This window comes from Pseudomonas sp. 5P_3.1_Bac2 (assembly GCF_025465995.1).
In the GTDB taxonomy this organism is placed as follows: domain Bacteria; phylum Pseudomonadota; class Gammaproteobacteria; order Pseudomonadales; family Pseudomonadaceae; genus Aquipseudomonas.
Window position 1 is genome coordinate 254,624 of the sequence record NZ_JANLNY010000023.1, and the last position, 12,162, is coordinate 266,785.

General features: G+C 61.0%; 11 protein-coding genes. 2 read left to right on the top strand and 9 right to left on the bottom strand.

Annotated elements, in window-relative coordinates; translation table 11 throughout:
• Positions 1-2: 2 nt before the first annotated feature.
• From miaA to NTD81_RS14325, 5 genes are read right to left on the bottom strand one after another with little or no spacing between them, the layout of a single operon-like run.
• Positions 3-977 (bottom strand): tRNA (adenosine(37)-N6)-dimethylallyltransferase MiaA, encoded by a 975-nt coding sequence (gene miaA, locus NTD81_RS14305; RefSeq protein ID WP_262183261.1) that lies wholly within the window; start codon positions 975-977, stop codon positions 3-5.
• Between the two features lie 33 nt (positions 978-1,010).
• Positions 1,011-2,903 (bottom strand): DNA mismatch repair endonuclease MutL, encoded by a 1,893-nt coding sequence (gene mutL, locus NTD81_RS14310; protein WP_262183262.1) that lies wholly within the window; start codon positions 2,901-2,903, stop codon positions 1,011-1,013.
• Entirely contained in the window at positions 2,900-4,318 is a 1,419-nt protein-coding gene (locus tag NTD81_RS14315; protein ID WP_262183545.1) for an N-acetylmuramoyl-L-alanine amidase, read from the bottom strand. The genes mutL and NTD81_RS14315 overlap by 4 nt, the downstream gene beginning before the upstream one ends.
• 14 nt (positions 4,319-4,332) lie before the next feature.
• Positions 4,333-4,803, bottom strand: coding sequence for a tRNA (adenosine(37)-N6)-threonylcarbamoyltransferase complex ATPase subunit type 1 TsaE (gene tsaE, locus NTD81_RS14320; protein WP_262183263.1), 471 nt, complete (start codon positions 4,801-4,803; stop codon positions 4,333-4,335).
• Entirely contained in the window at positions 4,796-6,289 is a 1,494-nt protein-coding gene (locus NTD81_RS14325) for an NAD(P)H-hydrate dehydratase (protein WP_262183264.1), read from the bottom strand. The genes tsaE and NTD81_RS14325 overlap by 8 nt, the downstream gene beginning before the upstream one ends.
• A 59-nt stretch (positions 6,290-6,348) precedes the next feature.
• Here NTD81_RS14325 and queG point away from each other — a divergent pair, with 59 nt between their 5' ends.
• The gene (gene queG, locus NTD81_RS14330; RefSeq protein ID WP_262183265.1) at positions 6,349-7,413 is read left to right on the top strand and encodes a tRNA epoxyqueuosine(34) reductase QueG; all 1,065 of its coding nucleotides are present in this window, start codon (positions 6,349-6,351) and stop codon (positions 7,411-7,413) included.
• A gap of 282 nt (positions 7,414-7,695) precedes the next feature.
• Here queG and orn read toward each other — a convergent pair whose 3' ends face one another.
• Both orn and NTD81_RS14340 read right to left on the bottom strand, forming a co-directional pair.
• The gene (orn, locus tag NTD81_RS14335; protein ID WP_262183266.1) at positions 7,696-8,238 is read right to left on the bottom strand and encodes an oligoribonuclease; all 543 of its coding nucleotides are present in this window, start codon (positions 8,236-8,238) and stop codon (positions 7,696-7,698) included.
• Positions 8,239-8,266: 28 nt separating this feature from the next.
• Complete coding sequence (locus NTD81_RS14340) at positions 8,267-9,085, bottom strand: class I SAM-dependent methyltransferase (protein ID WP_262183267.1); 819 nt, start codon at positions 9,083-9,085, stop codon at positions 8,267-8,269.
• A gap of 113 nt (positions 9,086-9,198) precedes the next feature.
• Between NTD81_RS14340 and rsgA the strand changes: the two genes are divergently transcribed.
• Complete coding sequence (rsgA, locus tag NTD81_RS14345; protein ID WP_262183268.1) at positions 9,199-10,230, top strand: small ribosomal subunit biogenesis GTPase RsgA; 1,032 nt, start codon at positions 9,199-9,201, stop codon at positions 10,228-10,230.
• Positions 10,231-10,287: 57 nt separating this feature from the next.
• Here rsgA and motB read toward each other — a convergent pair whose 3' ends face one another.
• Positions 10,288-11,295, bottom strand: coding sequence for a flagellar motor protein MotB (gene motB / locus NTD81_RS14350; protein WP_262183270.1), 1,008 nt, complete (start codon positions 11,293-11,295; stop codon positions 10,288-10,290).
• Between the two features lie 2 nt (positions 11,296-11,297).
• Entirely contained in the window at positions 11,298-12,149 is an 852-nt protein-coding gene (gene motA / locus NTD81_RS14355) for a flagellar motor stator protein MotA (RefSeq protein ID WP_262183271.1), read from the bottom strand.
• Between the last annotated feature and the right edge of the window lie 13 nt (positions 12,150-12,162).

Here is a 12,162-nt window from a genome sequence, read left to right on the forward strand (position 1 = left end):
TCTCAGGCCAATATGGAGATCGTAGACAGGTATTTCAAGGTTCGCGACAGATTGTCGCAATCCGCACTGTCCAACCAGTGCACATCCTGCCATCCACGTAGCCAGGTGAACTGTCGCTTGGCCAACTGGCGCGTGGCAATAACCCCGCGCTCCTGCATCTGCTCAGCACTGAGATTGCCATCCAGGTAATCCCAGACTTGCCGATAGCCCACTGCTCTTATAGACGGCAGACCAACGTGCAAGTCACTGCGTTGATGCAGTTTTTCGACCTCAGCAACTAGCCCGCGTTCCAACATCAGCGTAAATCGCTGAGCAATTCGCTCATGCAACATTTGCCGCTGCGCCGGAGCAATGGCTAATTGGGCGACAGTATAGGGTAATTGCGTACCCCCCGTTGTGGCACCAGCGCTATTTTCTGTAGCTTGGCGTTGCCGGTGCGCGGTCATGCTTTGCCCACTGACGTGATACACCTCGAGGGCACGAATCAAACGCTGCGGATCGTTGGGGTGGATGCGTGCAGCCGATTCCGGGTCCACCGCGCGCAGCTCATCGTGCAGCGCCTGCCAGCCATGCTGCTCGGCGCGCTGTTCCAATTGGGCACGCAGCTCCGCATCAGCACTGGGCATCTCGGCCAAGCCCTCCAGCAGCGCTTTGTAATACAGCATGGTGCCGCCGACTAATAAGGGGATTTTGCCGCGCGCAGTGATTTGCGCCATCGCGGCCAATGCATCGTGACGAAACTGGGCGGCGGAATAACTTTCCACGGGGTCACAGATATCCACCAAACGATGGGGAAACTCCGCCAGCGTGGCTTTATCTGGCTTGGCCGTGCCGATGTCCATGTCGCGATAGATCAACGCCGAGTCGACACTGATCAGCTCGCAGGGCAGCACCCGCGCCAGCTCCAGCGCCAAGTCGGTTTTCCCGGCAGCGGTGGGGCCCATTAAAAAAATCGCCGGTGGCAGGCGCTTGGACATACAAGAAATCTCTAGGGAACGCTGCGCGGCGAATTAACGACCGCGCAGGAACAGCTTATCGAGGTCGTCCATGGCCATTTGCGTCCAGGTCGGACGGCCATGGTTGCATTGACCACTGCGCTCGGTGTGTTCCATGTCGCGCAACAGTGCGTTCATTTCCGGCAGGGTCAGACGGCGATTGGCGCGCACCGCACCGTGGCAAGCCATGGTGCCGAGCAGTTCATTCAGGTGGGCCTGGATACGATCCGTGGTGCCGTACTCCAGCAGGTCACCCAATACATCCTGAACCAAGCGAGTCGCCTCAGCTTGTTTCAGCAGTGCCGGGATTTGCCGGATTGCCAGGCTTTCCGGGCCTAAGCGTTGCAGCTCAAAGCCGAGTTTCTGGAACCACTCGCTGTGCTCTTCCGCGCAGTCGGCTTCGCGCTGACTCACGGCAATCGACTCCGGCACCAACAGCGGCTGGCCGCGCAGACCTTCACTGGCCATGGCCACCTTCAAGCGCTCATAGGTGATGCGCTCATGGGCGGCGTGCATATCCACCACCACCATGCCATGCACGTTCTCGGCGAGGATATAAATACCCTTGAGCTGCGCGATGGCGTAGCCCAACGGCGGAATATCGCCCTGCGCTTCTGGCAACGCCGGAGCCGCAACGCTGCCGCTAGCGGCTGGCGTGGGCAGCGGGGCAAAAAACTCGCGGTAGGCACCTTGGGCTTCTGCTGTCGGAAAGGCAGGTTCTGGGCGCGGCGCTTGGTAGCCAGCACCGGGCGAGCGCCAAAGCGACGGGCTGGGCGTGCTCTGCAAGAGGCTCGCAGCCAGGCCGATTTCCCCTTGCGGGCCGAACTCACCGGCCGCCGCACCGGTAATCCGCGGCACTTCTGCCGTGATTACCGGCGCGCTCAGATGATCTTCCGGACGCACTTCGCCCAAGGCGCGGTGCAGGGTGCCATAGAGGAAGTCATGGACCATGCGCCCGTCACGGAAACGCACCTCGTGCTTAGTCGGGTGCACGTTGACGTCGACCACACCGGGATCGATTTCCAAAAACAGCACAAAGGTCGGGTGACGACCATTGAACAGCACGTCGCGATAAGCCTGGCGCACCGCGTGGGCCACCAGCTTGTCGCGCACGGTGCGGCCATTCACATAGAAATACTGCAAGTCCGCCTGACTGCGCGAATAGGTCGGCAAACCGACCCAGCCCCACAGGTGCAGGCCATTGCGCTCGATATCAATAGGCAGCGCCTGTTCTAAAAAGGCGCTGCCACAGACCGCAGCCACGCGCCGCGCCCGACTGACCTCATCCGGCGCCTCGTGCAGGTTCAGCACACTTTTACCGTTATGACGCAGGTTAAACGCCACGTCGAAGCGGGCCAGCGCCAAGCGTTTGATCACTTCTTGCAGATGATCGAATTCGGTCTTTTCGGTCTTGAGAAACTTACGCCGCGCCGGGGTATTGAAGAACAGGTCGCGGACTTCCACCGAGGTGCCGACCGGATGCGCGGCAGGCTGCACACGGGCATCCATGTCGCGGCCTTCGGTTTCCACCTGCCAGGCCTGGCTGGCCTCGGCGGTGCGCGAAGTCAGGGTCAGGCGCGCCACCGAGCTGATCGAAGCCAGTGCCTCACCCCGGAAGCCTAGGCTCATCACGTGCTCAAGGTCTTCCAGATCGCGGATCTTACTGGTGGCGTGGCGCGCCAGGGCCAGTGGCAAATCGTCTTCGGCAATACCGCTGCCGTCGTCACGCACTTTAAGCAGTTTGACCCCGCCCTGCTCGACGTCCACCTCGATGCGTTTAGCCCCGGAGTCGAGGCTGTTTTCCAGCAACTCTTTGATCACCGAAGCCGGACGTTCAACCACCTCACCGGCGGCAATCTGGTTGGCTAGGCGCGGGCTAAGCAGTTGGATGCGGGCAGCCTGGCTCATTGCTGGGCCGCCAAAGCAGTGGCCGGGATCTTCAAGCGCTGGCCAACCTTAATCACATCGTTGTTCAGTGAGTTGGCATCACGCAGCACGGCCAGGCTGACCTGATAGCGCTGAGCGATCAACGCCAGGCTTTCGCCAGAGCTGACCACATGTTCGCGGGGGCCCAGGGTAATTTTGCCGCTGTCGCGCAGCCACGCCACATAGGTGCCGGGCGGCGGATTCTCGTGGAAGAACTGGCGCACGCCGCTGACGATCGAGCGACTCAGCGCCTGCTGGTGGCTCGCCGTGCTCAACTTGCTGGCTTCCTTGGGGTTGGAGATAAACCCGGTTTCGACCAAGATCGACGGAATATCCGGGGACTTGAGCACCATAAAGCCAGCCTGCTCGACGCGCTTCTTATGCAGCGACGTGACGCGGCCCATATTACCCAGCACCTTATTGCCAACATTGAGGCTGGACGACAACGAAGCGGTCATCGACAGGTCCAGCAGCACGCCGGCGAGCATGCGGTCTTTGTCATCGAGGCTAACGTTGCCGGCGCCGCCGATTAAGTCCGACTGGTTTTCCGTATCCGCCAGCCAACGCGCGGTCTCAGAAGTGGCGCCACGATCCGACAAGGCATATACCGAGGCCCCGAAGGCAGAGGCGCGTGGCGCGGCATCGGCATGGATCGAGACGAACAAGTCGGCGCCCTTCTTACGGGCAATCTCGGTGCGTTTGCGTAGCGGGATAAAGTAGTCGCCGGTGCGCACCAGCTCGCCACGGAAGCCCTTCTCGGCATTGATCTGACGCTGCAGCTCCTTGGCAATGGCCAAGGTCACGTTCTTCTCAAACTGATTTTTGTTCGGTCCCAGAGCACCCGGGTCTTCACCGCCATGGCCGGCGTCGATGGCGATAACGATATCGCGCTTGCCATTAGGCACCGGCGTCAGCTTCTGCGGAGTCTGGGTCGGCGTCACTGGCACCACAGGTTTGCTCGCGGTGGTGGTGCTCGGCAAGCTAGGCGCGGCGCCCGCTTCCTGATCGAACAGGTCGACCACCAGGCGATTGCCGTACTGCTGGTTAGGTGCCAGGGTGAAGCTTTTCGGGGTGACGGCGGCGGACAGATCGATCACCACGCGCAGCTCTTCGGCTGAGCGCTGGGCCGAACGCACGGCGGTAATCGGTGTGTTAGCCAAGGCCAGCTGATCAAGACGGGTGGCCAGCTTAGCGCCGTTGATATCAATGACGATGCGATTCGGTGCGCTCAACTGGAACACACTGTGCTGCACCGGACCTGAAAGGTCGAAAACCAGGCGAGTGTTATCTGGCGCTCGCCACAAACGCACACTGCGCACATCTGAAGCGGCCAAAACATCGGTCGCCAGCGCCACCAATGCCACTCCAATTGTGATGAAACGCGCGCCTATGCGCATAGCCAACCCCATATTCAATTCGTTTTGCCGCTCAAAGCCGCGCACCATGCACTGCCACGCGCGCCATGTGCCTGCAAACACAGGGCACGCCCGGCGTTTTGCGGGCTAATGGTAATGTCAAGGTCGGCCTTTGGCAAAACGCCTGCGCCGCGCTGTGGCCATTCGACCAAACACAAGGCATCGCCGGCGAAGTAATCGCGAATGCCGAGGAACTCCAACTCCTCCGGATCAACCAGACGATATAGATCAAAGTGATAGACGCGCACGGTGCCAATCTCATAGGGCTCGACCAAGGTAAAGGTCGGACTCTTGACCGCGCCGACATGGCCCAGCCCACGGATAATCCCACGCGACAAGGTGGTTTTACCCGCCCCCAGATCGCCGTGCAGGTAAATCACCCCAACGCCTGCGCTCACCTCCGCGATACGCGCCCCCAGCGCCAGCATCGCTTCTTCGTCAGCGGCAAACAGCTCTAATTCAGACACCCAGTTGCTCCTGCAATAACGCTCGAATAACTTCACACAAATCACTGGCTGCCAGACCCGCGCCCTTCACGGCCAAACGCTCACCGGCACAGGCGTGCACGTACACCGCCAATTGCGCCGCTGCCAGAGGCGCTAAACCTTGGGCTAGCAAGGCGGCGATCAGGCCGGTCAGCACATCACCTAAACCTGCGCCGGCCATTACCGGATTGCCGCGCTCGCACAACCATAGGCGACCATCCGGAGCGGCAATTAAACTGCCGGCCCCTTTTAATAAACACACTTGCTGATAGCGCTGGGCCAAGGCCCGCGCTGCCGCAGGCCGATCTGCCTGCACTTGGGCAGTGCTCAGCCCCAATAAACGTGCAGCCTCGCCCGGATGCGGAGTCAGCACCGCCACATCAGGTAACTTGACCGCGCCTTGCGCCAGCAGGTTCAGTGCGTCGGCATCCCACACTTGCGCAGCCGGGCTAATAGCCGCTGCGGACAGCAAGCTGCGACTCCACGCCGTTTGCCCCAAACCCGGACCTACCGCCAGCACACTGGCCGCTTGCGTCAACCTTAGCAGTTGATTGGCCGAGGCCACACCAGCGCCCATCACCTCCGGCAAGCGCGCCTGAACCGCAGGCAGATGCTCAGTGCGCGTGGCCAAACTGACCAAACCTGCGCCCGCGCGCAACGCCATCTGCGCACTGAGCATGGGTGCGCCAGCAAAGCCACGCTCGCCACCGACCACCAAAACATGCCCCAACTGGCCCTTATGCACCCCAGGCGAGCGCGGCGCCAAACGCGGCACATTGCTATCCGTCAGACGCAACGCGCTATAGGCCTGGCTGGCAACTATCGCCGGATCTGCCTGTAAATCAGCCAAGCGCACAGCACCGACATAAGACGCTGCCTGCCCAGTAAATAGCCCCAGCTTTAACCCGATCAGGCTTACCGTCAGCTCGGCGCGCACCGCCACGCCCAGTACCTGGCCGGTGTCGGCACACAGACCGGACGGCAGATCGGCGGCCAGCACCGGCAAGCCACTGGCATTCAGCGCCTCGATAACTTGCGCAAACGGCTGACTGACGGCGCCGCGCAGGCCTGTGCCCAGCAGGGCATCGAGCACCACGCCGCGCAGCACGCTCGATGCCTGCCAGGGTTGCACCGCCACCCCCGCCGCCACGGCGGCATCCCGCGCTTGCGCGGCAGAGCCGCTCAGCGCTGCGGGCTCACCGACGCTTAGCAGTTGCACCTGCCAGCCGGCCTGCTGCGCCAGCGCGGCGACTACATAACCATCGCCGGCGTTGTTACCCTTGCCAGCCAGCACCGTCAGCTCGCGCATACGCGGCCAACGCTCGCCCAACGCTTGCCAAATGGCCTCGCCAGCGCGTTGCATCAAGGTAAAGGCCGGGGTACCGGCGGCGATCAGACGCTGATCCAACTCGCGCACTTGCGCGGCGCTGTACAGGGCTAACGGCAGAATCTCTGGCGAATGCGGCATGCGTGGGCTCCGATGTCTGGCAGAATTATACCCACCTGCGTCCCGGATAGCCGTTTTCTATGAACAACCCCAGCCTTGATCTTGCCGCCCTCGCCCAGTCGATTAAAGACTGGGGCCGCGAGCTGGGTTTTCAGCAGGTCGGTATCAGCGACGTCGACCTCACCGCCTATCAAGAACAGCTGCAAAGCTGGCTGGCGGCCGGCTACCACGGCGAAATGGACTACATGGCCGCCCATGGCAGCAAACGCTATCGCCCCGACGAGCTGGTGCCGGGCACCCTGCGCGTGGTGTCGTTGCGCATGGACTACCTGCCCGGCGATACGCAGATGGCCGAGCGCCTGCGTCAACCGGAAAAGGCCTATGTGTCGCGCTACGCCTTGGGCCGCGACTACCACAAGCTGATCCGCAAGCGCCTGCAGCAACTGGCCGAACGCATTCAGCAGGAGATCGGCCCGTTTGGCTTTCGCGCCTTTGTCGACAGCGCGCCGGTGATGGAAAAAGCCATCGCGGAAAAAGCAGGGCTGGGCTGGATCGGCAAAAACACCCTGGTGCTCAACCGCAAAGCCGGCAGTTATTTCTTTTTAGGCGAACTGTTTGTTGACCTGCCGCTGCCGGTGGATGAGCCCCACTCAAGCGAACACTGTGGACGCTGCACCGCGTGCATGGACATTTGCCCCACGGCGGCCTTCGTCGGCCCCTATGTGCTGGATGCGCGGCGCTGCATTTCTTACCTGACCATCGAGCTTAAGGGGCCAATCCCCGAAGAACTGCGCGCGCCCATGGGCAACCGGGTATTTGGCTGTGACGACTGCCAGATGGTCTGCCCGTGGAACCGCTTTGCCAAACCCACCACCCAGGCCGACTTCCAGCCACGCCACGGCTTGGACAATGCTGAACTGGCCGAGCTGTTTAGCTGGAGCGAAGAGCAGTTTCTCAGCCGCACAGAAGGCTCGCCGCTGCGCCGCGCTGGCTATGAGCGCTGGCTACGCAACCTGGCCGTCGGCCTCGGCAACGCGCCGTCGACCATTGCCGTGGTGGAGGCGCTTAAAGCACGGCGCGAGTATCCGTCTGAGTTGGTGCGCGAGCATGTGGAGTGGGCGTTGGCGCGGCACGGGCTGGCTTGAACCTGCACTCTGACTCAAGCCCGGATTACGCCGCGTTGCGGCTAATCCAGGCTACGCCTGCAAGGACACCGCCGCTGCCCCCGAGGAGGGTGACCAGATTTGCCGTGCAAGAGGTTGAGCGGCATGGATACCGCGAAAGAATCAGGCGCCCCCTGCGGGGTGAGTCTAGCGAATCAAAGTAGCTCGCCCGAGAAGGGCGAACCCCTTGGTTAAAGCAGGCAGCGGTTCAACAAGATTCCACACCAGAAAAACAAAGTCCGCAGCCGCAGGCTTTGGCTCTAATCAGACCTTAAGAAAGTGCTGACGGTAGTGCTTAAGCTCAGCGATCGACTCGCGAATATCGTCCAGCGCCTGGTGCGTGCCCTGCTTCTGGAACGAGTCTTTGACCGCCGGCGCCCACATCCCCGCGAGGATTTTCAGGGTCGAGACGTCCAGATAGCGGTAGTGGAAGTAGGCTTCCAACTGCGGCATGTACTTATACAGAAAGCGCCGGTCCTGGCCGATGCTGTTACCGCAAATCGGCGACTTGCCCTTGGGCACCCACTTTTCGAGGAAGGCGATGGTCTGCGCTTCGGCCTCGGCCTGGCTGATTTTGCTCTCGCGCACGCGCTGGGTCAGGCCGCTTTCGCCGTGGGTGCGGGTGTTCCACTCATCCATGCCAGCCAGCAACTCATCGCTCTGGTGCACGGCAATCACCGGACCTTCGGCAAGGATGTTCAAGTCGCTATCGGTGACGATGGTGGCCATCTCGATGATGACGTCACGTTCAGGCTCCAGACCGGTCATTTCCAGGTCGATCCAGATTAAATTTTGCGCATTTTGCATGCTGTGCTCCTTGGCTTAGGCCGACAGTTTAGCCAATTATGTTCGTCGATGGCGCACCAGCCGCAGCCGTTGCATTGCAGGGCATCCGCCACAGCAGCAAGCTGGAGGCGCGCCAATCGCCCAAAGCGATCTGCTGATCTGGCGTGTGCCCAGGCACAGCGAAGCTATTACTGATCAGCCAAGTGCCTACGGGCATTTCCTCACAGGCTTTGCGCCACAGCGCAGGCATGGGCGCTGGCGAAAGAAAGCAATACACCACCGAGAACGACGCCAAGTCGGTGCGCCACAGGCTGCGATAGTGAATTTGGCAATTACCCTGCCCCAGCGCCCGCAGCCAAGCCAGGGCAAAAGACAGCGGCGCGGTTTCCACCCCCACAAATTGCGCCTGTGGATAAGCCTTAGCCAGATGCAACAACAAACCAGCGGGGCCGCAGCCTAAGTCGATAAAGCGAAAATTCGCCGGCTGCGCTTTCAATAACTCAACCAATTGCCCGGCTGTACGCGTAGCGGTCAGATACAGCGGCACCCGTTCGCCAAAGCTGTTCCAGTTCAGCAACAACAGCAAGGCAAAACAGAGCAGGAACAACCACGACGGCAGGTTAGCGCCGCCGGCCAAGAGCAGTGCCGGGACAAACAGCAAATTGACCAGGCGCCAGCCCCGCGTCAGGCCCAACGCACCGGCCAGCAGCATAGCCAGCAAGCCCTGAGCTAAACCTGCCGCCAGCCAGGTTGGTCGCCACGGCCCCAGTTGCGCATTGAGGTAAATCAGCGCGCCGATCAGCAGTGTCGCGCCCAATTGCGCGAGCAGTGCCAATAACGGCGGATAGTGTCGAAGCCTGACCAGCATGCACCACACCTGCCCAAGAGGTTCTGTCGGACAGTTTAGCCGCGACACAGGTGAATAAGCAGCCCGTGCTAGACTCGCCACGTTTATTGCGCAATCCAACTCTCGAGACCTTCATGGCCAAACGCCAACTCAACCGCCGGCAAAACTGGCGCATCGAAAAAATTCAGGGTGAGCGTGCCGCCCGCGCGGCTAAGCGCGAATCGCAAGCCGTGGAAATTCTCCAAGGCGGCGACCTCGGTCCCGAGCAAGTCGGCCTGGTGATCGCCCACTTCGGCGTACAGGTTGAGGTCGAAGCCCGCGACGGCGAGCTGGCCGGCCAAGTGTTCCGCTGCCACCTGCGCGCGAACTTGCCGACCTTGGTCACAGGTGATCAGGTGGTATGGCGCGCCGGCAACCAAGGTATTGGCGTGATCGTCGCGCAGCTGCCGCGCAGCACCGAGCTGTGCCGCCCGGATATGCGCGGGCAACTTAAGCCCGTGGCCGCCAACGTCGACCTGATCGTGATCGTCTTCGCCCCGCTGCCCGAACCCCACGCCAACTTGATCGATCGCTACCTGGTCGCCGCTGAGCACGCCGGGATTCGTCCCTTGCTGCTGCTAAACAAGGCCGACCTGATCGACGAGCACAACGCCGTGGCGCTGAACGCCATGCTCGCGGTGTATCGCCAGCTGGGTTATCCGCTGCTGGAAGTGTCGGCCCATAACGGCGATGGCATGGCGCAGCTTAAGCAGCAATTAGACGGCCACGTCAGCGTGTTCGTGGGCCAGTCCGGGGTGGGTAAATCCTCCCTGGTTAACAGCCTGCTGCCTGGGGTCGACACCCGCGTGGGCGCGCTGTCGGAGCTGACCGGCAAAGGCACCCACACCACCACCACGGCGCGACTGTTCCACTTCCCCGGCGGCGGCGAACTGATCGACTCCCCCGGGATTCGTGAATTCGGCTTGGTCCATGTCAGCCGGGATGATGTCGAGGCAGGCTTTATCGAGTTCCAAGATCTGCTCGGCCACTGCCGCTTCCGCGACTGCAAGCATGACCGCGAGCCGGGCTGTGCACTGCTCAAGGCTTTGGAAGACGGGCGCATCCAGCCGCAGCGCATGAACAGCTACCGGCACATCCTCGCCAGCCTGCCTGAAGCCGATTACTAAACCGGCACAAACCACAAGGCCGCGACTGAGCGCGGCCTTGTGCATAAGCCTGACGGCTTAATCCATCTTCAGCACACCATCCTCAAAGATATTCAGGCGCTGTTCCAGTTGCTCCTTGGGCAGCGGGTCACCTTCGCCTGGTGGCGCGCTCGCGCTTGGCGCAGCCGGGTCCGCCGGCTTATCGGCCGAACCACCTTTAAGCTGACCTTCGATGGCGCGCTGCGCTTTTTTCGTCAGGACCACGATGTCGATGCGACGGTTGATCGGGTTGAGCGGATGCTCGCGATCAAACAATGCCGAAGAGGCATAGCCGACCACCCGCGCCACTTGCTCATCCTTGTAGCCACCGGCGACCAGCACGCGCCGCGCCGCGTTGGCACGATCTGCCGAGAGTTCCCAGTTACCGTAATCGCCGCGCCCGGCATAGGGCTGGGCATCGGTGTGGCCGCTGACGCTGATCTTATTCGGCACCGCGGCAATGGTGTCGGTCATGGCCAGCAGGATGTCTTCAAAATAGGGCTGCAACTGGGCGCTACCGGAGGCAAACATCGGCCGGTTTTCCGCATCGGTGATCTGGATGCGCAGGCCATCCTGAGTGATCTCAAACAGGATCTGATCCTTAAAGTTTTGCATCTGCGGATTTTCTTCGGTCTTGGCTTGCAGCTCCTGCAGCAGCAATTCCAAGCGCTCGCGCTCGATCTCTTCGGCAATCGACTCGGCTTGCAACTTATCCACATCGGCGCGCGAATCTTCCGCTGGTGCCTGCTCCTCTTGCGTGTCGCTTTGCGGCTCGGGATTGAGCGTGCGGTCGGGCGCCGGGGTCGGCGTGCCGCCCAGGTCAATCACATGGGGACTGGCGCTGTCGGTGAAGCCCACGGGGTCTTGGAAGTAACCGGAGATCAGTTTCTTCTGCTCGGGGGTGGCCGAGGACATCAGCCACATCACCATAAAGAACGCCATCATGGCGATGGCGAAGTCAGCGAAGGCGATTTTCCAGGCGCCACCGTGGCCGCCGCCTTCTACCTTCTTGACCCGCTTAACAATGATTGGCTGATTATTTTCCATGCTTAGCCACCGCGCATGGCCTGTTCAAGCTCAGTGAAGCTAGGGCGGTGAGCGGGGTACAAGACCTTGCGCGAGAACTCCACGGCCAGCGACGGCGGCATGCCGGAGGCGGACGCCACCAGGCCGGCCTTGATCGCCTCGTAGACGTTCACTTCTTCTTTGGCATCGTGCTCCAGGCTCGCCGCCAATGGGCCGAAGAAGCCATACGAGGCCAAAATACCGAGGAACGTACCGACCAGCGCGCTACCGACCTTCTCGCCGATCTGCGCGTTGCTGGCATCCGCCAGAATCGACATGGTAATCACGATGCCCAATACCGCCGCCACGATCCCCATAGCGGGCAGCCCATCAGCGATCTTGGCCACCGAGTGGCTGGGATGCTCCAGCTCCGCCTTGAGACTGGCGATCTCCATATCAAACAGGCCTTCCAACTCATGGGGCGCCATGTTGCCGGAGGACATGATGCGCAAGTAATCGCAAATAAACGCGGTCATGCGCTGATCTTTGAGGATGCCTGGGTATTTGCTGAAAATTGGGCTGGCAGCGGGGTCTTCAATATCGGCTTCAATCGCCATCATGCCTTCACGACGACTCTTGTTGAGAATCTCGTAAAGCAGCTTCAAGACGTCCAAGTAATACAGATGGGTAAAGCGCGAGCTAAACATACTCAACGACTTTTTAAACACCTGCTTAAACATGCTGCCAGGGTTGGCTTGTAAAAAAGCCCCCAATGCGGCCCCCCCAATAATCATGATTTCGTAGGGATGGACCAAGGCCATAAATTTGCCGCCGGAGAGCACAAAGCCCCCTAATACGCAGGCGAACACCACAATGATGCCAATGATTTTTGCCATAGAAACAAGACTT